The sequence below is a fragment of the Blastomonas sp. RAC04 genome, assembly GCF_001713435.1.
GTDB classification, from domain to species: Bacteria; Pseudomonadota; Alphaproteobacteria; order Sphingomonadales; family Sphingomonadaceae; genus Blastomonas; species Blastomonas fulva.
Window position 1 is genome coordinate 3953050 of sequence record NZ_CP016460.1, and the last position, 21736, is coordinate 3974785.

The 21736-nt window shown below is 63.9% G+C and carries 19 protein-coding genes and 1 tRNA gene; 14 read left to right on the plus strand and 6 right to left on the minus strand.

The window, feature by feature from the left end:
• The first annotated feature begins 5 nt into the window (after positions 1–5).
• From bla to BSY18_RS19325, 5 genes are all read left to right on the plus strand, one after another.
• Entirely contained in the window at positions 6–935 is a 930-nt protein-coding gene (bla, locus tag BSY18_RS19305; protein WP_171900282.1) for a subclass B3 metallo-beta-lactamase, read from the plus strand.
• Positions 932–1573 (plus strand): (d)CMP kinase, encoded by a 642-nt coding sequence (locus BSY18_RS19310; protein ID WP_054133522.1) that lies wholly within the window; start codon positions 932–934, stop codon positions 1571–1573. The genes bla and BSY18_RS19310 overlap by 4 nt, the downstream gene beginning before the upstream one ends.
• A gap of 201 nt (positions 1574–1774) precedes the next feature.
• Positions 1775–3487 (plus strand): 30S ribosomal protein S1, encoded by a 1713-nt coding sequence (rpsA, locus tag BSY18_RS19315; protein WP_054133521.1) that lies wholly within the window; start codon positions 1775–1777, stop codon positions 3485–3487.
• Between the two features lie 323 nt (positions 3488–3810).
• A complete protein-coding gene (locus BSY18_RS19320; protein WP_054133520.1) occupies positions 3811–4092 on the plus strand; it encodes an integration host factor subunit beta in 282 nt (93 codons plus the stop codon).
• A gap of 78 nt (positions 4093–4170) precedes the next feature.
• A tRNA-Leu gene (locus tag BSY18_RS19325) sits at positions 4171–4255 on the plus strand.
• Between the two features lie 87 nt (positions 4256–4342).
• Here the strand turns inward: BSY18_RS19325 and BSY18_RS19330 are convergent.
• Positions 4343–6286: a sensor domain-containing diguanylate cyclase gene (locus BSY18_RS19330; RefSeq protein ID WP_069051601.1), complete on the minus strand. Its 1944-nt coding sequence runs from the start codon at positions 6284–6286 to the stop codon at positions 4343–4345.
• A 197-nt stretch (positions 6287–6483) separates the two neighbouring features.
• On the opposite strand from BSY18_RS19330, the gene BSY18_RS19335 reads away from it, so the two are divergent.
• Both BSY18_RS19335 and BSY18_RS19340 read left to right on the plus strand, forming a co-directional pair.
• The gene (locus BSY18_RS19335; protein WP_236823419.1) at positions 6484–7038 is read left to right on the plus strand and encodes a hypothetical protein; all 555 of its coding nucleotides are present in this window, start codon (positions 6484–6486) and stop codon (positions 7036–7038) included.
• A gap of 4 nt (positions 7039–7042) precedes the next feature.
• On the plus strand, positions 7043–7753 hold the full coding sequence (locus BSY18_RS19340; protein WP_231683657.1) for a hypothetical protein: 711 nt from the start codon (positions 7043–7045) through the stop codon (positions 7751–7753).
• 20 nt (positions 7754–7773) lie between these two features.
• Here the strand turns inward: BSY18_RS19340 and BSY18_RS19345 are convergent, their stop codons facing one another.
• Positions 7774–8625, minus strand: a complete 852-nt coding sequence (locus BSY18_RS19345; RefSeq protein WP_069051602.1) for a class I SAM-dependent methyltransferase — start codon at positions 8623–8625, stop codon at positions 7774–7776.
• Positions 8626–8927: 302 nt separating this feature from the next.
• Between BSY18_RS19345 and tcmP the strand changes: the two genes are divergently transcribed.
• Both tcmP and BSY18_RS19355 read left to right on the plus strand, forming a co-directional pair.
• Complete coding sequence (tcmP, locus tag BSY18_RS20755) at positions 8928–9821, plus strand: three-Cys-motif partner protein TcmP (protein WP_171900283.1); 894 nt, start codon at positions 8928–8930, stop codon at positions 9819–9821.
• Positions 9821–10579, plus strand: coding sequence for a DUF5131 family protein (locus BSY18_RS19355; protein ID WP_069051604.1), 759 nt, complete (start codon positions 9821–9823; stop codon positions 10577–10579). The genes tcmP and BSY18_RS19355 overlap by 1 nt, the downstream gene beginning before the upstream one ends.
• An 80-nt stretch (positions 10580–10659) precedes the next feature.
• Here the strand turns inward: BSY18_RS19355 and BSY18_RS19360 are convergent, their stop codons facing one another.
• The 3 genes from BSY18_RS19360 to BSY18_RS21490 are packed head-to-tail and all read right to left on the minus strand — an operon-like array spanning position 10660 to position 16272.
• Positions 10660–13923 (minus strand): error-prone DNA polymerase, encoded by a 3264-nt coding sequence (locus BSY18_RS19360; protein ID WP_236823524.1) that lies wholly within the window; start codon positions 13921–13923, stop codon positions 10660–10662.
• Entirely contained in the window at positions 13923–15425 is a 1503-nt protein-coding gene (locus tag BSY18_RS19365; protein WP_069051605.1) for a Y-family DNA polymerase, read from the minus strand. The genes BSY18_RS19360 and BSY18_RS19365 overlap by 1 nt, the downstream gene beginning before the upstream one ends.
• Positions 15379–16272, minus strand: coding sequence for an ImuA family protein (locus BSY18_RS21490; protein ID WP_069051606.1), 894 nt, complete (start codon positions 16270–16272; stop codon positions 15379–15381). Before BSY18_RS21490 ends, BSY18_RS19365 begins: the two co-directional genes overlap by 47 nt.
• Positions 16273–16456: 184 nt before the next feature.
• Here BSY18_RS21490 and BSY18_RS19375 point away from each other — a divergent pair, with 184 nt between their 5' ends.
• Together BSY18_RS19375 and BSY18_RS19380 are read left to right on the plus strand one after the other, a co-directional pair.
• Positions 16457–16963 carry a DUF3237 domain-containing protein gene (locus BSY18_RS19375; protein WP_054133515.1) on the plus strand — a complete coding sequence of 169 codons (507 nt, stop codon included), beginning with the start codon at positions 16457–16459 and terminating at the stop codon, positions 16961–16963.
• A gap of 106 nt (positions 16964–17069) precedes the next feature.
• Complete coding sequence (locus BSY18_RS19380; RefSeq protein ID WP_069051607.1) at positions 17070–18455, plus strand: protein arginine N-methyltransferase; 1386 nt, start codon at positions 17070–17072, stop codon at positions 18453–18455.
• 761 nt (positions 18456–19216) lie between these two features.
• Here BSY18_RS19380 and BSY18_RS19385 read toward each other — a convergent pair.
• A complete protein-coding gene (locus BSY18_RS19385) occupies positions 19217–19819 on the minus strand; it encodes an HNH endonuclease (RefSeq protein ID WP_069051608.1) in 603 nt (200 codons plus the stop codon).
• A gap of 208 nt (positions 19820–20027) precedes the next feature.
• Here BSY18_RS19385 and gluQRS point away from each other — a divergent pair, with 208 nt between their 5' ends.
• From gluQRS to BSY18_RS19400, 3 genes are read left to right on the plus strand one after another with little or no spacing between them, the layout of a single operon-like run.
• Complete coding sequence (gene gluQRS, locus BSY18_RS19390; protein WP_069052052.1) at positions 20028–20909, plus strand: tRNA glutamyl-Q(34) synthetase GluQRS; 882 nt, start codon at positions 20028–20030, stop codon at positions 20907–20909.
• Positions 20906–21127, plus strand: coding sequence for an HIG1 domain-containing protein (locus BSY18_RS19395; protein WP_054133511.1), 222 nt, complete (start codon positions 20906–20908; stop codon positions 21125–21127). The genes gluQRS and BSY18_RS19395 overlap by 4 nt, the downstream gene beginning before the upstream one ends.
• 25 nt (positions 21128–21152) lie before the next feature.
• Positions 21153–21716 (plus strand): cob(I)yrinic acid a,c-diamide adenosyltransferase, encoded by a 564-nt coding sequence (locus BSY18_RS19400; RefSeq protein WP_069051609.1) that lies wholly within the window; start codon positions 21153–21155, stop codon positions 21714–21716.
• Positions 21717–21736 lie beyond the last annotated feature (20 nt).

Genomic DNA, 21736 nt, shown 5'->3' on the forward strand with positions numbered 1-21736 from the left:
AGCGCATGTTGATCACAGCGATGCTCGCCGTCGTGGCTACAGCGGGTGTGGCACTGCAGCCGGAAGCGTCCTCATCGCGCCTGGCCAAGGATGCCGAGATCGATGCAGCCCAGGCTGCGCCCATTGAAGGCTTTGCCAAGGGGGGCCGCTGGAATGAACCGTTCGATCCGTTCACCATTGCTGGCAACTTGCATTATGTCGGCACCGAGACGGTCAGCGCCTTTCTGATCACCACGCCGGAGGGGCATGTGCTGATCGATGGCGTGCTGGCGCAATCGGTCCCGCAGATCATCGCCAACATCAAGACGCTGGGCTTCGACATCGGCGATGTGAAGTACCTGCTCAACACCCACGCACACATCGATCACGCCGGCGGCCTTGCCGGGCTGCAGCGGGCGAGCGGCGCGCAGATGCTCGCCAGTGCCGCCGACAGGCCGTTTCTGGAGGCAGGCGCGATCGATCACGGACCCAGCCAGGGCATGCGCTTTCCGCCGGTGCGGGTTGATCGTGTGATCGGCGATGGCGAGGCCATCACGCTGGCTGGCACGACGCTGACCGCGCATATGACGCCGGGGCACTCGCCGGGGTGCACCTCGTGGTCAACCACGGTGAACGATGCGAACACGACACGCAGCGTGTTCGTGCACTGCAGCGCCACGGTTGCAGGGCAGTCGCTGGTGCCCGAAGCCTATCCCGGCATGGTTGCCGCGTATCGCAGCACCTTCGCCAAGGTGAAGGCGATGAAGGCCGACATCTTTCTGGCCAATCACGACAATTTCTTTGACTTGCACGACAAGCGCAAACGGCAGATCGCCGGGGATGCAAACGCGTTCGTGAACGGGCAAGAACTGCAAAGCTTTAACACGCGCATGGCAGCACAGTTCGAGGCTGATCTGGCCAAGCAGCAGGCGGCGCAGAACGGGCAGCTGCCATGATCATCGCCGTGGATGGACCCACCGCCAGCGGCAAGGGAACGATCGCCAAGGCTCTCGCCGCGCATTTCGGACTGCCGCATCTCGATACCGGGCTGCTCTATCGCGCGGTCGGGGTGAACGCGGTGCGGCTGGGGGGTGATCCCGACAATCCGGACGAGGCGCTGGCAGGCTGCGCGTTCGATGACGCGCTGCTCGCCGACGCGCATCTGCGCTCTGAAACCGCAGGCGGGCTTGCCAGTCGCGCCTCGCGCCATCCTGCAGTGCGTGCAGCGTTGCTCGAGCGGCAGCGCAGCTTCGCGCGGCAGCCGGGCGGCGCGGTGCTCGACGGACGCGATATCGGCACGGTGATCGCGCCCGAGGCGGACGCCAAATTGTTCGTCACCGCCAGCGTCGCTGCGCGGGCCGGGAGGCGGTGCAACGAGATGCTGGGCCGGGGCGAAGATGTGACGCTGGAAGAGATCGTCGCCGACCTTGCCGCGCGCGATGCGAGGGACTCCGGACGGTCGATCGCCCCGCTCAAGCCCGCCTGTGACGCGCTCTTGCTTGATACCAGCGATTTGACTATAGGGCAGGCCGTTCAAAGAGCCATAGAGCTGGTGAACGGCAGGACGCAGGGCGGACATTCGCCCCAGTCTTAGATGTTTCGATCATCGTGAACATCGCCCGCGCCGATATCGGCCCGCGCGATCGTTCGCGCTTTTCGCATACTCTGTCTGCCGCCGCCGGAACACACGGTTTTTGGGCGCTTTCCGGTGCATTCGGCCCGGGGGGCAGGTTAGGCCAAGACCGCCGGAGACAACCGGCTGGCCGGACAAAACAGTTTAAGGAATACAGGATTTATGGCCTCTACGGCATTTCCCAGCCGCGATGATTTTGCGGCACTTCTCGACGAATCGCTTGGTGGCGGCGCAGCTGCCGATGGCGGTTTTGAAGGCCGCGTCGTCAAGGGCACGGTTACCGCGATCGAAAACGACAAGGCGGTCATCGATGTTGGCCTGAAGTCGGAAGGCCGCGTGGCCCTGCGTGAATTCGCAGCGCCCGGCCAGGACCACGGCCTCAAGGTTGGCGATGAAGTCGAAGTCTATGTCGACCGCATCGAAAATGCCGATGGCGAAGCGATGCTGTCGCGCGACCGCGCACGCCGCGAAGCTGCATGGGACAAGCTGGAAAGCGAATTTGGCGAAGGCAAGCGCGTCGAAGGCGTGATCTTCGGTCGCGTCAAGGGCGGCTTCACCGTTGATCTCGACGGCGCCGTGGCCTTCCTGCCCGGCAGCCAGGTCGACATCCGCCCCGTGCGCGATGTTACCCCGCTGATGGACATTCCGCAGCCGTTCCAGATCCTCAAGATGGACCGTCGCCGTGGCAACATCGTTGTCTCGCGTCGCGCCGTTCTGGAGGAAACCCGCGCAGAACAGCGCACCGGCCTCATCCAGTCGCTGGCGGAAGGCCAGATCATCGACGGTATCGTCAAGAACATCACCGATTACGGTGCGTTCGTCGATCTGGGCGGCATCGATGGCCTGCTGCATGTCACCGACATCAGCTACAAGCGCATCAACCACCCGAGCGAAGCGATCACCATCGGTGAGACCGTCAAGGTGCAGATCATCCGCATCAATTCGGAAACGCAGCGTATTTCGCTCGGCATGAAGCAGCTCGAAAGCGATCCGTGGGAAGGCGCCAGCGTCAAGTATCCCATCGGTGCCAAGCTCAGCGGTGCTGTCACCAACATCACCGAATATGGTGCATTCGTCGAACTGGAACCCGGCATCGAAGGCCTGGTCCACGTTTCGGAAATGTCCTGGACCAAGAAGAACGTCCACCCCGGCAAGATCGTTTCGACCAGCCAGGAAGTCGATGTCATCGTTCTGGAAGTCGACGCCGAAAAGCGCCGTATCTCGCTGGGCCTCAAGCAGGCGCAGTCGAACCCCTGGGACGCTTTCGCAGACAAGCACCCGGTTGGCAGCGTCGTCGAAGGCGAAGTCAAGAACGCGACCGAATTCGGTCTGTTCATCGGCCTGGATGGCGATGTCGACGGCATGGTCCACATGTCGGATATCGCATGGGGCATTTCGGGTGAAGATGCGCTCAACCTCCACCTCAAGGGTGAGCAGGTCAAGGCGATCGTCCTCGACGTGGATGTCGAAAAGGAGCGTATCTCGCTCGGCATGAAGCAGCTCGAAAAGGGTGCTCCGGCCGTTGGCGGATCGGACAGCTCGACCCTGCGCAAGAACGAAGTCGTCACCGTCACCGTGCTCGAAGTGCGCGACGGTGGTCTGGAAGTCCAGGTTGGCGAAGACGGAGCCACCGGCTTCATCAAGCGCAACGATCTGGGCCGCGACCGTGACGAACAGCGTCCCGACCGCTTCCAGGTTGGCCAGAAGCTCGATGCGATGGTCACCGGCTTCGATCGTTCGCGCAAGCCGACCTTCTCGGTCAAGGCGCATCAGCTGGCTGAAGAAAAGCAGGCTGTGGCGCAGTATGGCTCGTCCGACTCGGGCGCGTCGCTGGGTGACATTCTGGGAGCGGCTCTCAAGCAGCGCGAAGATTGATCAGCCAGGCGGCCAGCCTTCACGGCTGACACCGTTTCAAAAAGGGGCACCGGCACACCGCCGGTGCCCTTTTTTGTGCACCATCTGTCGCTTGCCAGCACCGTCGGGCAAGAACGGCGTTGAAACGGCAAACAATTTCTGACAGCATTACGGTGCTGGATTTCCGCTTCACCGGTGTTCGGCACACACATATGCGCCTGCTTGTCAGCCGGCGCTTTGGCTTGTCGGGGGGCTGGTCAATTCGATAATGTTGGGGGGAACCGCACGCGGCGATTTTCCTTGGTGCGCGTCCCGTCGCATATTGAATTGCAGGAGATTGGCCCGTGATACGATCGGAACTGCTACAACATCTGGCAGAGGAAAACCCCGGTCTTCGTCCTGACGAGATCGAAAAGATCCTGGATATCTTTTTCAACAACATCATTCAGCGGCTGGCCGAGGGTGGCCGGGTGGAACTGCGCGGTTTCGGCGCGTTCTCGACCCGCTCGCGCGAGCCGCGCAAGGGCCGCAACCCGCGCACCGGCGAGGCGGTTGATGTGCCCGGCAAGCGCGTGCCCTATTTCAAGCCTGGCAAGGAAATGCGCGCGCGCCTCAATACCGATTGAGACACCCGCCCGGCACCGTCCGGGGTTTTTCTAAGCTTGTCGGCCAAAACCTTCTCGGCCTATAGACGCCTGCGGTTGGCGGGCGTGGCGGAATGGTAGACGCAACGGACTTAAAATCCGTCGGGCTTTGCCCGTGGGGGTTCGAGTCCCCCCGCCCGCACCACACAGATCCATCACATTCGCCAGAGCCGCGAGGCCATGCCAGGCAAACAAGGCAGGGCCGCAAAACCGGCCCGGCGCACCGCCCGCATCACGCCGCGCTGCGCTCTGCCCCCGGCACATGACGGCTGGTGATCGCGCAATTGCGGCCTGCGGTCTTGGCCTGGTACAGCGCGCCATCGGCCCGAGCGTACAGCGCCCGCGCGGTGTCGCCCGGATGCCAGTTGGCCACCCCGATGCTGACCGTAATGCTGAGCGCCAGATTGCCATGCACCTCGAAGCTGTTGCGGGCGATCGCGGCGCGGATGCGTTCGGCAATGGCATCGGCGATCACCGGGCGCGCGCGATCGAGGATGATCACGAACTCCTCGCCGCCCATACGGCCCAGCGCATCGCCCGGCCGCAGCAGCGACTGCATCAGCTGCGCCAGCACGCGCAACGCATCGTCGCCGGCAACATGGCCATGGCGGTCGTTGATCGCCTTGAAGTTGTCGACATCCACCACCAGCACCGCCATCGCGCTGCCCGCGCGCACGCGGGTCAGCCGGTCATCCAGCTCGGCCAGAATCTTGCGCCGGTTGGCGATGCCGGTCAGCGGATCGATCTCGGACAGCAGGCGCAGCTTGTCGTTGGCCTGGTTGAGCGCCGCGGTGCGTTCCGCCACCCGCTCTTCCAGCAGGCTGTGCGACTGGCGGATGGCGCTTGCCATGGTTTCGAACCAGCGGACCAGCCGCGTGACCTCGTTGCTGCTCCTGTCGCGATCGGGCAGCACCAGGATCGCATCGTTGGCCAGCTCGCGGGTGATCCGCTGCGCATCGCGCGTCAGCCGCCGCAGGGGCTTGCCGACCAGGCTGCGCAAGGCCAGCGTCACCGCCAGGATGCACACGAACAAGGCAATCACCGCCATCCCCGCGATCCGCGGAATGGGGCGCAGCGCCTCTGCCAGGATCAGCCTTTCGGGCTTCACGGTCAGTGCATACCAGCCCGCGCCCGGGATCGCCTGCAGCGAGACATAGGCGTCGAGATCGTCCGCCTTGCCGGTGAATCCGGACTTGCCGTGCTTGCGCACCAGCGCCCACAGCGCCCGCAGCTCGGGCTTGTCGCTGATGGTGATATCGAGATACTGGCCGGTCCTGCTGCTGTGTTGCAGCGTGTATTCGGGGTGATAGATCAGCCGCCCCTCGCGCGAGATCAGGATGACGTTGTCATCGCTGTCTTCGGCGAAATGTCCTGCGGGGACAACCTGATCGAGCGGCATCGAGGTGCCGAAGGTGCCTATATGCCGCCCGTCGCGATCGACGGGGGTCATGCAGCCGGTCGTCCAGACCTGCCGGTTCTGCAGCGATATCAGCGATTGCAGGCCGGTGCACAACATGGATCGGGCCGGGTTTGCCGTCTGGGTCGAAATGGTCGCGAACTCGGCGTCCTGGAAACCGAAGCTGGCAGGTGCGGTCCTGCGGTAATATTCCAGCCGATCAGGGCGGTCGGGGGCGAAGATCACCATGGCGTTGGCCGGGGTGAAGAAATACAGGCTCTCGATCTCGAACCGGCTGCCTTCGCCCAGCGCGCGAACCGCATGGGTTGCCGCGACCATGTCGCGCACCGCCTCAAGATCGTTGGCCACGCCGCCGGGGACAAAGGCCGCCATGCCCTCGACATGGCCGATCGCGGTGCGGCCACCGTCGAACATCACATCGGTGCTGCGGCGGGTGCCATCGGCGCCGAGCGGATAGAGCGCATCGAACTCGCGCCGCGCCTGTGCGGGCGTCAGCGTCGCACGCTCGGCACGGAACAGATCGATGGCGCGGGCCTGGGTGCGGGCGATGCGGTCGAAGCGCTGGGCCAGCTCGTCGACGATCTTTGCGTTGCGCTGATCCAGCCGCACCAGAGACTCATCGATGGCGGTGTTCTGCTCCTGCCCAAAGGCCACCACAGCAGTCGCGGCGATGACGAGCGTCAGGCCGACGGCCATGCTCCACGCCGTCCGCGCGCTGATCGACAGCGAATTGTGCCAAAGTCGGAGCCGGACGAACATGCGCCCTTGTCCGTCATTTTGGTTAATGAACTGCAAATACAGGGGGCTGGATCGCGCCAGGGCGGATATGTCCTATCCCCCATGGCAACTTTCGGGCCATCGGTGCAGCTGTGATCCGGGTCATGGTTTGACCGGTCACGGACGCTACGGTACGATGCGTCAGGGTCGATAGCAGTTCCTGTCAGGAGAAGCTTGCGATGGGTGCGAATGTCTTGAACATCACGATGCGGTCCGCAGCGTTGGCGGCGATGATCGCTATGGCGCTGCCGGCGCCGGCGGCGGCGCAATTCGGCGGCCTGTTGCGCAGCAAGCCCAAGGCCAGCGGCAAGACCGCCACCGGGTGCGACGACAGCGCGGGCAAGTCGGTGGGCCGTTCGGTCATCGGCGGCATGCTGGGCAGCGTCACCGGGCGGATCGGCGGCATCGCCAATTTCCTGCCGGTGCCGGAAGTCGCCGGGCTGCTCACCGACGCCATCGCGTGCAAGCTGGAGCCCGAGGAGCAGAAAAAGGCCGCCGATGCCACGTTGGAGGCGACGCGCGGCGAGGAGGTGGGGAGCACCTCGACCTGGACCAGCGAGACCCGCAAGGACGTGTCGGGAACCTCCACCGTGGTGGGCAAGACCCAGCTCGCGGATGGCTCGACCTGCATGAACGTCAACGATGTCATCATCGTCGAGGGCGAGGAGACCACCGTGTCGAAGAAGATGTGCAAGAAGCCGGGCGCCGCGCGCTATGAAATCGCGCAGGCCTGACAGGATGCGGACCGCCCGCCGATCCCTGCTGCTAGCACTGTCGGCGGCGCTGCTGTGCGCGCAGAGCCCGGCACAGATGGACCCGGCCAATCCCAGCTGCCCCCGGTCGCCCGACTGGTCGGCCAACAAGACCATGACGCTCAAGGTCGTCAAGAAGGGCGGCGCGCAGGTGCTGCTTGCCGAGGGGCCGATCGACCAGACATTGCCCGACCGGCTCAAAAAGGCGCTGAGCGACAATCCCGACATCGCCGAGATCTGGCTGCGCTCGCCCGGCGGCAACGCGCGCGCAGGGAATGCCGCAGGCAGGCTGATCCGTGGCAACCCCGGGCTGGTGACGCGCATTCCGGCGGGCTGGACCTGTTTTTCGGCGTGCAACTTCGTGTTCATGGGCGGTCAGCTGCGCGTGGTCGAGCCCGGCGGCAACTTCATGGTGCACATGTTCACCATGACCAACGACCGCGCCGCGATCGATCAATCTGTCGCCTTGGGCACCGACACCACGGTCGAGCTGATCGGCGACATCGAGCAGGAAAGCGCATTGCTCGCCAGCGAGGACAATGATTTCCTCATCCGCATGGGCGTCTCGCGCAAGTTGCTGACCGACATCATGTACAAGCAGAAGGCGGTGGCGAGCGGCGGCGGCGATCAGTCTACCCGCCGCTGCCTGACGCAGGACGAGGTGTTCCAGTACAACGTGGCGAACGTGCGCGAGTGAGACCGTGATGGCCGCGCGGCTCAGGCGGTCGCGCTGAGCAGCCAGACCTTGTTGGCCATCATCACGCCCTTGCCGGGCACATAATGCTCTTCGAACAGGGTGACGAGATCGGCGCGGGCGCGGGCGAGCACGTCGTCGCCGGCTTCGGCGAGCGCACGGCCGATCGCCATCGAGGCGAGCGCGAAGTCTGCAGCGTCATCCGGAGAGGCCCCGGGGCCGCCGATCGCCTGTTCGCCCTGATACGGTTCGATGTCGGGCGCGGAGAACCCGGCGTGCGCCAGGATGTCGCGAACATAATCGAGATCGGCAAAGGCGAACGGGCCCGGCGCGCGCGGATCGGGCGAGGGGATGTCGATATGCGAGCGCGCGACCCCCATCAGCTCCATCATCCACGGATTGTCGCGCGGCGCCGCCCAGATCGCCAGATCGATCCGCCCGCCGGGTTTGATCAGACCGTGCAGGTTGGTGAAGGCGGCATAAGGATCGGCAAAGAACATCGAGCCGAAGCGCGAAATCAGCCGGTCATAGGGGACGTCGAGCGCGACGGTGGCGGCATCGGCGCAGACGAAGCTGACGTTGGGGTGATCGGTGGCGCGGCGGCGGGCCTCGTCGATCAGATCGGGCGAGATATCCAGCCCCAGCACCGCACCCTCCGGCCCCGTGTCCCGCGCTGCAGCCAGCGAGGTCAACCCCCCGCCACACCCCAGATCGATCACCCGCTCCCCGGGAACAATCGCGGCGCGCGCCAGCAGCGCATCGCCGATGGGGGCGATCATGCCCTCGAACCGGTCGATATGGGTGAGCCACTTGCGCCCCATCTCGCCTGCCCAGTCTTCGCCCTTGAGTTCGTTGGGGTCGGCGGGGGTGGTCATGACGGGCTCTCCTGTGGGTGCGCGCAGAGAGGGTAGGGGGTGGCGGGGGGAGGTCAATGGGGATGCATGCGGACACCGGGCGGGTCAATCATTTGCGAGCGCGCCGGTCTCTTCGCTGCGCGCATGCGTGGCGGCTTCGGTGATGCTTGCAATCAGGTTCTGGGCGAAGGTAGTTTTCATTGTTTAGGTTTTGCTGTGAGACAAGAGAGAGTTTAGTCTGTTTTGTATCGATAGGCTATTTTGTTTGCATGATGCGATTGAGTTCTATACCGTTCCCTCAATGTTCTAGCTTGAGGTGCGGTATGGAAGCTCAACCTTTTGGCGATAGGCACACTGTTCAAAAGCTAGAAACAGTCGAAAAATATCTTCAAGCTTATGTCACAGCGTTGAAATTCGCGCCGTTTGAATTGCTGTACATAGATGCTTGCGCGGGATCGGGCTCATCGGTTCCGAAATCTGTCCTTGAGTTAGCAAATTCCGACCAAGGGTCGTTAGAAGGATTTTCGGTCCCAGTCGCCGATACTGATACGATAATTGTGGGGTCTGCAATTAGGGCGTTAGGGGTCAAGCCAGCATTCCATAGATATCTGTTGAACGATACAAAGCAATCCAATGTAGATGCACTCCGCGATTCGATTCGGCGAGACCACGCAGATTTGACGGATAAAGTTGAAATTACGAAACTCGATGCGAATGAAATGCTCCGCGGAATTTGTAAGTCATATAACTGGAGAAAGACACGAGCAGTGGTATTTCTCGATCCATTTGGATTGCAGATTAACTATGAAGCGTTGGAAATGTTAGGAAAAACTGGGGCAGTAGATCTGTGGTATCTTGTTCCTGTTTTTGCGATGTATCGTCAAGTTTCAGGTGACGGAGAAATTAATTTGGACGGCGGTCCTCGGGTGGATGCGGCGCTTGGCACAAGAGCTTGGCGAGATGTTGCAGTTGTTGAGGAACAAACGACAGACCTTTTTAGTCAACCTCACTTCCGGTCTAAGCGCGCTGTCGATATTGCATGGTTTGAGAAGGTGGCCAAGGAGCGCATTGGTGCAGCATTCCAAGGCCAGGTTTTGGATGAAACTTTGCCATTAGGTCGAAATGGCATGCAGGAATTTTCTTTAATGTTTGCTTGGGCAAACACTGGTGAAAAAGCTCGATTAGCAGCAAAATTGGCGAGTGCGGTGTTAAAATAATGGCTACAATTTCTGAAATCGAATGGACAGACGTCACTTGGAACCCCGTCGCAGGATGCACGATAGCTTCTAGCGGCTGCACCAATTGTTACGCTATGCGAATGGCAGCGCGATTGCAGGCGATGGGCCATGAGAAATATCATGGCACCACGCGGAAAAGTGGAGGTCGCCACGTCTGGACCGGTCGCGTCAACATTGATGAATCTAGCCTTACTGCGCCGCTAGAATGGCGGAAATCAAAACGGATTTTTGTCAATTCGATGTCGGACTTATTTCACTGCGATGTTCCAACGGCTTTTATCCAGAAGGTTTGGGATGTCATGAAAGAATGTCCACAGCACCATTTCCAAGTACTTTCAAAGCGACCCGACCGTATGGCCGATCTGTTCGAGAGCGGTGAGATACAGGCGTTAGAAAATGTTTGGGTGGGGACGTCGGTTGAAGACAATGAGGTTACGGACCGAGTTGAGTACCTCAAGAGAATTAGAAATTCCACGCTTTTCATTTCGTTTGAGCCACTAATTGGTGAAATCAAAGAGATCGATTTGCGTGGCGTCCATTGGGCTATTGTAGGAGGCGAGTCTGGTCCCCGCTCACGACCAATTCAGGAAGCGTGGGTGGAGCGGCTGTACGAAATTTGTCGACGCGACGACGTGGCCTTCTTCTTTAAACAATGGGGCGGCAGAAACAAAAAAGCGACCGGCCGGGAACTGCACGGTCGCACTTATGATGAATATCCTTTGGAGTTGATGCCCTAACCCCCACCAATCGCGAGAAAATTGCTGAAATTTTGGGGGCAATATACTCAATTCGCGATTGGACTGGGCGTGCATCACCATCAATGAAAATCCCGAGACTTCGGCAGCACTCGTGCATCCCTCGGATGACGTGAGGGCACCGGCCTTGCAACCTCATCCCCCCGCGCCAGTGGTGGCGACAGCGCGCCATCCCCTCGCGTCTGCGTCAGCGTTGCGAGCAAGTCCGAGCGATCCACCACGCGGTTCGCCATCAAATGCACCACGCCTTCGCGGCTGCGTTGGAGCACGCCTTCGACCTGCATCAGGCGGCTGGCCATCACCGCGCGGCGGTAGCGTTCGAACAGGCGGGCCCACAGGACGATGTTGGTGACGCCGGTCTCGTCCTCGATCGTGACGAAGATGGCGTTGCCCTTGCCGGGGCGCTGGCGGACGAGGACGATGCCGGCGGTGCGCACCGTCTTGCCCGCCTTGGAATTGTTGGTGTCCTCGCACGACAGCACGCCGTCCTCACGCAGGCCAGCGCGCAGGAAGCGCATCGGGTGGTCCTTGAGCGACAAGCGCAGCGTCTGGTAATCGGTCACCACCTCCTCGGACGCGGGCATGATCGGCAGCTGCATGTCGGGCTCGTCTCCCAATTCGCGCGCACGCGCTGCGGCGAACAGCGGCAACTCGCCCGAGGGCGTGCGGCGCACCTCCCACAAGGCCTGCCGCCGCGACAGCCCGAGCGAGCCGAACGCATCGGCATCGGCGAGCAGGCGCAAGGCGGCGGACGGCAGGTCGGCACGGCGCGCGAGCATCTCGACCGAGGTAAAGCGGCCTACGCCCTCGCGCGCCACCACCAGAGCCTCGGCCCAGGCATTGCGGAAGCCATCCATCTGGCGATAGCCCAGCCGCAGCGCCAGCCGCCCGTGGCCATCGCGCTCGAGCGCATTGTCCCAGCCGCTCATGTTGATGTCGATCGGGCGCACCTCGACCTGATGCTCGCGCACATCGCGCACGATCTGCGCGGGCGCGTAGAACCCCATCGGCTGCGAGTTGAGCAAGGCGCAGGCGAACACCGCAGGCTGGTGGCACTTGATCCACGAGGACACGTACACCAATCGCGCGAACGACAGCGCGTGGCTCTCGGGGAAGCCATAACTCCCGAAACCCTCGATCTGCCTGAAGCAGCGCTCGGCGAACTCCGCGGTATAGCCGCGCGCGGTCATGCCCTTGACCAGCTTCTCCTCGAAATTGTGCATCGTGCCGACATTGCGGAAGGTCGCCATCGCGCGGCGCAGATGGTTGGCCTCGCCGGGGGTGAAATCCGCCGCGACGATCGCGAGCTTCATCGCCTGTTCCTGGAACAGCGGCACGCCATAAGTTTGCCCGAGCAGCGTCTTCAATTCATCGGGGTCGTGCGGCGGGGCGGGCGAGGGGTATTCGACCGGATCGATTCCCGAGCGGCGGCGCAGATAGGGGTGGACCATGTCGCCCTCGATCGGCCCCGGGCGCACGATCGCGACCTGCACGGTGAGGTCATAGAGCGTGCGGGGGCGCAGGCGCGGCAGCATGTTCATCTGCGCGCGGCTTTCGACCTGGAACACGCCGATGCTGTCGCCGCGGCACAGCATGTCGTAGACTGCGGGGTCGTCGGCCTCGAGATCGACGGTGAGGTCGTGCTCGCCCAGGTCATGCTGGCGCATCAGCGCGAACGCCTTGCGGATGCAGGTGAGCATGCCCAATGCCAGCACATCGACCTTCATCAGCCCGAGCGCGTCGATGTCATCCTTGTCCCATTCGATGAAGGTGCGGTCCTCCATCGCGGCGTTGTGGATCGGAACGGTCTCGTCGAGCCGGTCCTCGGTGAGCACGAAGCCGCCGACATGCTGCGACAGATGCCGGGGGAAGTGCAGGATCTGGTCGACCAGATCGCGCAGCCGCACGATATCGGGGTTGTCGGGATCGAACCCGGCCTCGGCATAGCGCTGCTCGGCCATCGACGACGAGAAGCTCCCCCAGATCGTGCTGGTCAGCCGCGCGGTCACATCCTCGGAAAAGCCCAGCACCTTGCCCACCTCGCGCACCGCGCTGCGCGGGCGGTAGTGGATGACGGTCGCGGCGATCCCGGCGCGGTGGCGGCCATAACGCGCATAGATATACTGCATCACCTCCTCGCGTCGCTCGTGCTCGAAATCGACGTCGATATCGGGCGGCTCGGCGCGCTCTTCAGAGACGAAGCGCGAGAACAACAGGTCGTGCGTCACCGGATCGACCGAGGTGACGCCGAGCAGGAAGCAGACGATCGAGTTGGCCGCCGAGCCGCGCCCCTGGCACAATATCGGCGGATCGCGGGTGCGGGCAAAGCGCACCAGATCGTGCACGGTGAGGAAATAGCAGGCGTATTTCTGCTTGGCGATGAGCGCGAATTCGTCGTCGAGCAGCTTGCGGACCTTGGCGGGCAGCTCCTTGCCATAGCGATCGCGCGCCGCCTCGGTCACCATATGCTCGAGCCAGGCCTGCGCCTCCCAGCCCTCGGGCACCGGCTCGAGCGGGTACTGGTAGCGCAGGTCGTCGAGCGTGAAGGTGATGCGGGCGAGGAGTGCGGTGGTTTGCGCGATCGCTTGCGGACAGTCGGCGAACAGGCGCGCCATTTCCGCAGGCGGCTTGATATGGCGCTCGGCGTTGGCCTCGAGCCTGCGCCCGGCATTGGCGATGGTGCAGCCTGCGCCGATGCAGGTCAGCACATCGTGCAGCGGGCGTTGCTCGGGCGCGGCATAGAGCACATCGTTGGTGGCGAGCAGCGGAACGCCTGTGTCTTCGCTGAGGCGTATCATTCGGGCGAGACGGCGGCGGTCTGTGCCCCTGCGTGGCATGGTCGCTCCGATCCAGACACGATCCGGCGCGGCGGCGTGGAGCGTCTGCAGGACGGGGGCGTCATCGGGCGCGGCCATCACGATCAGCAGCAGGTCGTCGAGATGCTCGAGCAGGTCGGCAAGGTGCAGCGTGCAGTCACCCTTGGTGGCGCGCAGGTTGCCCAAAGTCAGCAGCCGGGTCAGCCGTCCCCAGCCGTGCCGGGTCGCGGGATAAGCGATCATGTCGGGGGTCCCGTCGGCGAACACCAATCGCGCGCCGACCACCAGCCTGAGCGCGGGCGCAGGAACGCCGATCTCTGCCGCCGCCTTGTGCGCATCGCGCAGCGCGATATGCGCGCGGACCACGCCTGCCACCGTGTTGCGGTCGGCGATGCCGATGCCGACGAGGCCCAGTTCGAGCGCGCGCGCGACCAGGTCTGCCGGGTGCGATGCCCCGCGCAGGAACGAGTAGTTGGTCGCGGTGACGAGCTCAGCAAAGGGGGCAGGCATCACGCGAAAAGACCGTGCACATACCAGCGCGGATCGGGCTTTTCGGTCTCGTACAATCCGTGGCGGAAGATCCAGAAGCGCCGTCCGCGCGCGTCTTCCACCCGGTAATAGTCGCGCGTCAGGCCGGGGCTCTTGCCCGGCGCGTGCTTCCACCATTGCGCGGCGATCCGCTCAGGCCCCTCGAAGCGCACGACATGGTGCTGGCTGCGCCGCCAGCGGAAGCGGTGCGGCGGGCCATCGGGCACCTCGGCGATGACCTCGATCGGCTGCGGCGGATCGAACAGGTGGATCGGGCGCGTCGGCGGCTCGCCCTGCTGCGGCGCATCCCAGGCGGCGGGCGCGGGCAGATCGACCGCAGGCAGGGTGAGCGCCGCCTGTTCGGGCACATGACTGTCGTGCGGCTGGAACCGGCGGATCTCGCCGCGCCCTAGCCGGGTGCTCAACCGGTCGACCAATTCGGCCATCGCCTCCTGCGCGATGGTGCCCCCTTCGAGCTGCAACTGCGCCGGGGTCAGCGGCTCGATGCGCGGCACCGCCAGCCGGATCATGTCGAAGCCGAAGCCCGGATCGACCGGATCGGCGAGCGCCGCCAGCCGCTCATTGAGCAGCCGCATCAGCACTTGCGGGTCGCGCATCGGCAGGCTGCTTTCGGTGGCGAGATCGTAGGTGCGGCCATCGCTGCGGAAGAACCGCGCGATGAACCGCCGCCCGCCCATGCCGCGCTGTTCGAGCTCGACGGCCGCTTCCTCGGCGAGCTCGCCGATCGCCGCCATCGCCGCCTCGGTGCGCGCGATCGGCTCGGCAAAGCGCCGCTCGAAGCGCAGTGCGGGCGCGGCGCGGCGCGGGGTGATGCGGCTGTCGGCGCTGCCCAGCAGCCGGTCGAGGCTGTCGACCAGATCGGCGCCGAAACGCGCGGCGAGCGGTGCGCTCGGCCGCATCGCCAGATCGCCGATGGTCTTGAGCCCTGCGCGGATCAGCGCGGTCTGCGTCTCTTCCTCGATCCGCAAAGCGGCAACCGGCAGCCGGCGTAAGGTCGCATCCTCGCTCTCGAACGTCGTGCCTGCAGGCGCGAACCGGGCGAGCGCCTGCGCCGCCTCGGGGGTGTCGCCGCACGCCAGCCGCACGTCATCGCTCCACCGCGCTAGAAACCGCGCGACATCGGCGAGCAATGGCGCCTCGCCGCCGAACAGATGCGCGCAGCCGGTGATGTCGAGCGCCAGCGCGTCGGGCGCATCGATCGCCACCAAAGGCGTGAAGCGGTCGCAGTGATCGGCCAGCCGCTCGAGCCAGGCGAGATCGGCCGCCGGGTCATGATCGGTCACGCTGAGCAGCGGCACCTGCGCGCGCGCATCGGCGAGCGCCATTCCCGCGCTCAGCCCGAGCGAAGCTGCCTGCGGGCAGGTCGCCGCAATCCGCATCGCGCCGCGCACCTTCTCGACCAGCACCAAAGGGGTCTCATCCCGCCCGGCGCAGTTCTGCTCTCCTGTTGTCTTTTGGCGCATCAACCGGTCGACCGGCAGAAAAGGGAAGAACAGCGCCAGATGGCGCCGCTGCGATGGCTGCGAATCCTCCGGCATCGGGGCCGAAATCGGCGACCCCATCGGCGTCTGCAAAACAGGCTTGTTCACGGTTCCACTCCACGCGCCAGTCGCCGCCGGATGGGCGGCCGCGCTGGCGCAACAATTCCACTCTCCAGGCAGGATAGCCCGGCGCATTGGCCTCCATCGGCAGCGATGGCGCGGCGGCTACCTGCCAGCGGGTCTGCGCGGCGCTGGGCGAGGGCACTGCGGCGATCCGCAAGCCGATCACGGTCACCCCTGATGCTTCCGCCGCCAGCGCCAGCCGCCGGCTCGCGGTCAGGTCGAGCAGCCGCGGCTCGCGCCACAGTTCGACCACCGCAACGCCGACCTCGGGGCAGCGCACCACATCGGCCGCCGCGCGCAGCACCGCGAGCGGATCTGGCAGCACGCCGATGATCACCCGCGCCGGATCGAGCCCGATCTCGACCAGCCCCGGCGCGTGCAGCCTGCCGCCCTGCCTTTCGGCCTGCGCCTCGCGCAGCCACACCAGAGTGCCGCCCGATTCTGTCCCCAGGCCCACCCCCAGGCCGCCCCCCAAGCCTACCCCCAGTCTCATCGCCAGCCCCGCGACAAAACCCGCCGCGCAGCCCGCATCGTCGGCCTGCGCCGCGAACACCTCATGCACCCGCCCGCGCGCCAACCCGCCGCCCAGCGCGCCGTCGATACCCGAATGGCCGGTCCCCGCCACCGCCGCCGTCTCGACGGCACGTGCGCGTTCGATCCCGGCAATCCGGGTTTTGAGAGACTCGAGAGATTCGGATCGGGGCATGTGTTCACCTTATGTTCCATATATCCTCTTGCCCCGGAACAGAGTCAAGGAACACCGTGAGGGCCAGAAAACCCGAAAAGGGAATCCGCGCCGGTGGCCTTCGTAAAAGTGCCCATGACGACCGAAGTCGATGCCGTCAAATTAGCGGTTGCGTCGGCTTGCGAGGTCGGCATATATTCATTGAATGATCAACGAAAATCCTGATGCCCCGCCGATGGCCGCTGGGCCATCCGCCCCGCCGCCAACGCTCGAATATGTCTTTTCGCTGCGCGGAATGATCGATTCGCCGCAGGAACAGGGGGAGATCGACGGCAAGCGCAAACGCTTCATTCCCGTCAACAGTGGCATCGTCTACGGTCCCCGCCTCACCGGAAAGGGGCTTGGCGGTGGAGGCGACTGGCAGGCGATCGGCTCCGACGGGCGCACGGATGTGTGGGCGCGCTATCAGATCCAGGCCAGCGACGGCACGGTGATCGGCGTCGTCAACAGCGGCGTCCGCACCGCCACGCCTGAAGTGACCAGGAAGCTGACCGAGGGCGAAGATGTCGATCCTTCGCTGTATTATTTCCGTACCACCCCGCGTTTCGAGGTGGTTGCGGGCCCCCATGACTGGCTGAACCGTCACGTCTTCATCGCGCGCGGAATCCGCAAACCCGACCATGTGGTCATTGATTTCTACATGGTGCTTTAAGGGCCAGACCGACCCTCGCACCCCTGCGGCCTGCCCGGTTACGCTTTGTTAACCCTGCTCGTTAATAGTCCGGCAAATTGTCTTAACGCCGCTTTACGGGGGGATTATGCCGGATACCGCACACGAGATCGTCAGCGCTCGGACCCTGTTGCACGAGGCAATGCAGCTCCAGGAGGCGGGCAATCTCGCGGCGGCCGAACCGCGCTATCGGATGGTGGTGGAGCAGGGCTATCGCACGATCGAGGTGCTTCCGATTCTCGCCGGAATTCTGGGCCATCGCGGCGCGACCGACGAGGCGCTCGAGGCATGGGACATGCTGCTCGCGCTCGATCCCGATCATGCAGTCGCGCTGCATGAAAAGGGGCTGATCTACAGCCGTACCGGGCGTCCGAACGAGGCGATCACCGCGCTGCAGGCGAGCTGCAAGGCCGACCCCGCCAACCCCGTCGCCGCCAACAACCTTGCGGTCATGCTCTCCGATGCAGGCCGCAAGGGAGAAGCTCTCGACCAGTTCCGCCGCGCGCTCGCGCTGCAGCCGGGCAACATCCATATCGAACACCAGATCCGCCGCCTCAGCGCCGATCTTGTCCCCTTCTGGCATATCCCGATGCTCAACGACGTGCGCCGCAACGATGCGTTCGAGGCCGCGATCCGCGCCGCGATCGCTCAGGCCGGGCCGGAGGCTCGCGTGCTCGATATCGGCACCGGCAGCGGCCTGCTCTCGATGATGGCCGCGCGCGCAGGGGCGCAATCGGTCACCGCGTGCGAGGTGGTGCCGGTGATCGCCGACATGGCGCGCCAGATCATCGCCGACAACGGCTATTCGGACGCGATCACCGTCCACACCGCGCCTTCGACCGAGCTCGAGATCGGCGAGCATCTGGATGAGCGCGCCGACATCCTGGTCTCCGAAATCCTCTCATCCGACCTGCTGACCGAGCATGTCATCGACACCTTCGAGGATGCGCATGCGCGGCTGCTGAAAGAAGATGCCATCGTCATCCCGCGCGCGGCGTCTGCTATCGGCTGCCTGGTCGAAAGTCCGGTGCTTGCGGACTATGTCTTCGTCGATCAGGTTTCGGGCTTCGACCTGTCGCGCTTCGGCGCGCTCGCCTCGCCGAAGCTGCCGATCCACGGCACGATGACCGACTGGCGCAGGCTCTCGGCGGACGTCGAACTGGTCAGCATCGACCTCACCCGCAAGGCCCACGCCAGCGACCTGCATCTGCTCGAGATCGACGTGCAGGCCGACGGCATCGCCACCGGCATCGTCCAGTGGATGCATGTCGATCTGGCCGATGGCGTCACCTTCGACAACCATCCCGACGGCTATACCGACGGCGGCTGGCTGCAGATGCTGCACAATTTCCCTGAGCCGATCGTGGTCCAGGCGGGCGATGTGCTCAACGTCGCGGTGGGCCACGACCGGGTAACGCTGATCGTGCGTCCGCTTGAGGTGGTGGTTGCCGCGGCGCAGGCGCAGGTGGCGTAACGCATAGGTGGGAATGCGCACTCTAAACTCCCCTCCCTCAAAGGAAGGGGCTGGGGATGGGTCAGCAACGCTGGCGATTTCACGCAACGCCGCTCGCTGCCGCTCGCACCCACCCCTAACCCCTCCCTTGCAGGGAGGGGAACGCGTTCCGTTTCTTTGTTGTGATCCGGCCATTTAGCGGACATGGCCACCAGCCAACCCTTCTGCCGCAAAAGATGCACCAACTTGGTCCCCTGCGAAGGCAGGGGCCCATCTCCCGACCGTTGTGCCGGGTGCGAGGGCAGGAGATGGATGCCTGCCTTCGCAGGCAAGCGGGGTAGCGGAAGAAGGCTACTACAATGGATTGCTTGTGGGCTGCTAAGGGGGTTATCTAGAAAAAACCTGCCATTCGGCAAACGACCCCGTTGCGGAAATTGGGCATTGACAGTCCAATCAGCCAAAACTAGGTGGGCTGCATGATCAACCGCTCGATCTTTTTCTATTATTATCTCGTCATTTGACGGGGTGATTGCGTTCGCCCTGAGTACGGGGTGAAATCGAGCAGAAGTTTTCCATCAGACTGCCCGCTTCCTTCCCCCCGCTTGGGACTGCCAACGCGTTTGCTTGGGAGGGTAAAGCCGGTAGTTCCGGCAGCCGGTCTGTAAAACCGGTCCTTAGCGGGGAGTGGAGCGTAACCACACCCTCCCACCAGAAAATCAAGCGTCACCTCCCCACCCAATTGCGGCCGTAACTGCCGCACGCTGAACACTCTGCCCCCCCCCTCAGGCCTCCAGCTCGACATCCCAATACAGCCAGTCATGCCAGCTATCGTGCAGATAGTTCGGCGGAAACGCGCGGCCGCGTTCCTGCAGTTGCCAGCTGGTCGGGCGGATCGGGGGGACCATCAGGCGCATGTTGGCTTGCGCGGGCGTGCGTCCGCCCTTGCGCATGTTGCAGGGTGCACATGCCGTCGCGACGTTCTGCCAGGTGGTCTTGCCGCCCAGGCGGCGCGGGACGACGTGGTCGAAGGTGAGTTGGTGCGGCGATCCGCAATACTGGCAGTGGAAGCGGTCGCGCAGGAACAGGTTGAAGCGGGTGAAGGCGGGGTATTCGGACGGCTTCACATATTGCTTTAATGCGATCACCGACGGGATCTTCATCTGGACCGTCGGAGAATGCACCTCGCGCTCATAGGTCTCGATGACATCGACGCGGTCGAGGAAGATCGCCTTGATCGCGGTCTGCCACGGCCACAGGCTGAGCGGATAATAGCTCAAGGGGGTGTAATCGGCGTTGAGAACGAGGGCGGGGCAGCTATCCGGGTGCCGGATAAAGTCGGGGTGCGGGTCCCGAAGGGCCCGTTCGATCAAATCGGGATGAAACATGGTCGGCTTAAACCCTCTCCCATTCGTCCGCGCTGCTTCCTATAAACCGTGTTGCGTGACAGCCCCATGACAAAAACGTGATAACCGGATTTACGGTTAATCAGCATGAGGCGGCCGCACAGGTCAAGAGGGCGCTGCCACAATATATGGTGATAAGTTGGCGCATTACACCCAAGGGAAAGATGGCCCCGATGCGGACGCCAGCGAGGTGACCGCTGAGGCGCGTGTCCGCACCCGTTTTGCGCCCAGCCCCAATGGCGCGCTGCACCTGGGGCATGCCTATGCTGCGATGCGCGCGCATGATTTCGCGCGCGAACGGGGCGGCGAATTCCTGCTGCGGATCGAGGATATCGACGGGGTACGCTCGCGCCCCGAGCTGGTCGAGGGGATCTTTGCCGATCTGCGCTGGCTGGGGCTGGATTGGGATGGCGATGTGCTGTTCCAGTCCTCGCGACTTGCCGCCTATGACGCGGCGCTGGAGCGGTTGAAGGCGCGCGGGCTGGTCTACCCCTGCTTCTGCACCCGCAGCCAGATTGCAGCCGCCGGCGCGCAGCCAGGCCCCGATGGCCTTGTCTATCCCGGCACCTGCCGCTTGCTAGACGAGGCGGAGCGCGGGAGGCGGATGCGAAACGAACCGCATGCCTGGCGGCTGGACGCGGCCCGCGCGATTGCCGAGGCCGGCGCGCTCGTCTGGCACGATCTCGAAGCCGGCGATCAACCGGCGCGGCCCGAACTGTTCGGCGATGTCGTGCTGGCGCGCAAGGATGCGCCGGCGAGCTATCATCTCGCGGTCACGCTTGATGATGCGCACCAGCATATCAGCCATGTGGTGCGCGGGCGCGACCTGTTTGCCGCTAGCCATGTCCACCGGCTGCTGCAGGCGCTGCTCGGCCTGCCGGTGCCGCTCTATCTGCACCATGATCTTCTCGCCGGAGCCGATGGCCGCAAGCTTGCCAAGAGCGAAGGCGCCGCGGCTTTGGCGGCACTGCGCGAGGCCGGAGAGGACGGGGCGGCGCTGCTCGATAATTTGAGAAAAAATCACCTTCCGTCTGGCATTTCCCGGGTTCACGCCTCATATAGCTTGCCATGAACGTCATCATCATCCTTGCGATTGTCGCTCTGGCAATCATGGTCCTGGTCAGCCTCGTGCGCGGCCTCGTCTCCTTCATCCAGATGACCGAGGAAGACCTCAAATCGCCCGGGGTCGGACGCAGCCACCAGATGCAGAACAAGATGATGTTTGCCCGCGTCAAATATCAGGCGATGGCGATCGCTGCCGTCGCAGTGCTGATGCTGGTCAACCGCTGAGCCTTCGGGGCTTGGGGGACAGCTGATGGTCAAGCTCAACAAGATCTACACCCGCACCGGCGATGACGGCACGTCGGGCCTGGTCGATGGTTCGCGCGTTCCCAAGGACTGCGCGCGGATGGCTGCGATCGGCGATATCGACGAGCTGAACAGCGCGCTCGGCCTTGCCGTCGTGGCGCTGGGCGACAGCGAATTCACCGCCGATCTGGTGCGCGTGCAGAACGACCTGTTCGATCTGGGCGCCGATATCGCGACCCCGGGCGAGGATTTCGCGCCCTCCGAAATGGTGCTGAGGATCGTGCCGTCGCAGGTCGACTGGATCGAGACGCGGATCGATGCGGTGAATGACAGCCTTCCGCCGTTGCGCAGCTTCATCCTGCCCGGTGGCAGCCCCGGCGCCGCCGCGGTGCATCTCGCCCGGTCGATTGCACGGCGCGCCGAGCGTACCCTGGTCGCCGCCTCGCACGAGGGATCGATCAATCCCGCAGCCCGTATGTACATCAACCGGCTGTCGGACTTCCTGTTCGTCCTCGCCCGCCGGATCAACAACGGCGATGATCCGCTCTGGGTTCCGGGCGCTTCTCGCTGAGTTTTTCGTCACCCCCGCGC

Bases quoted from the DNA above. Each gene is read 5' to 3' on its own strand.
- bla (WP_171900282.1), top strand. From the start codon at position 6: ATGTTGATCACAGCGATGCTCGCCGTCGTGGCTACAGCGGGTGTGGCA.
- BSY18_RS19310 (WP_054133522.1), top strand. From the start codon at position 932: ATGATCATCGCCGTGGATGGACCCACCGCCAGCGGCAAGGGAACGATC.
- BSY18_RS19365 (WP_069051605.1), bottom strand. From the start codon at position 15,425: ATGCGCCAAAAGACAACAGGAGAGCAGAACTGCGCCGGGCGGGATGAG.
- BSY18_RS19340 (WP_231683657.1), top strand. From the start codon at position 7,043: ATGCGGACCGCCCGCCGATCCCTGCTGCTAGCACTGTCGGCGGCGCTG.
- BSY18_RS19375 (WP_054133515.1), top strand. From the start codon at position 16,457: ATGATCAACGAAAATCCTGATGCCCCGCCGATGGCCGCTGGGCCATCC.
- BSY18_RS19385 (WP_069051608.1), bottom strand. From the start codon at position 19,819: ATGTTTCATCCCGATTTGATCGAACGGGCCCTTCGGGACCCGCACCCC.
- BSY18_RS19355 (WP_069051604.1), top strand. From the start codon at position 9,821: ATGGCTACAATTTCTGAAATCGAATGGACAGACGTCACTTGGAACCCC.
- rpsA (WP_054133521.1), top strand. From the start codon at position 1,775: ATGGCCTCTACGGCATTTCCCAGCCGCGATGATTTTGCGGCACTTCTC.
- BSY18_RS19360 (WP_236823524.1), bottom strand. From the start codon at position 13,923: ATGCCTGCCCCCTTTGCTGAGCTCGTCACCGCGACCAACTACTCGTTC.
- BSY18_RS19400 (WP_069051609.1), top strand. From the start codon at position 21,153: ATGGTCAAGCTCAACAAGATCTACACCCGCACCGGCGATGACGGCACG.
- BSY18_RS19335 (WP_236823419.1), top strand. From the start codon at position 6,484: ATGGGTGCGAATGTCTTGAACATCACGATGCGGTCCGCAGCGTTGGCG.
- BSY18_RS21490 (WP_069051606.1), bottom strand. From the start codon at position 16,272: ATGCCCCGATCCGAATCTCTCGAGTCTCTCAAAACCCGGATTGCCGGG.
- BSY18_RS19345 (WP_069051602.1), bottom strand. From the start codon at position 8,625: ATGACCACCCCCGCCGACCCCAACGAACTCAAGGGCGAAGACTGGGCA.
- BSY18_RS19380 (WP_069051607.1), top strand. From the start codon at position 17,070: ATGCCGGATACCGCACACGAGATCGTCAGCGCTCGGACCCTGTTGCAC.
- BSY18_RS19330 (WP_069051601.1), bottom strand. From the start codon at position 6,286: ATGTTCGTCCGGCTCCGACTTTGGCACAATTCGCTGTCGATCAGCGCG.
- BSY18_RS19395 (WP_054133511.1), top strand. From the start codon at position 20,906: ATGAACGTCATCATCATCCTTGCGATTGTCGCTCTGGCAATCATGGTC.
- tcmP (WP_171900283.1), top strand. From the start codon at position 8,928: ATGGAAGCTCAACCTTTTGGCGATAGGCACACTGTTCAAAAGCTAGAA.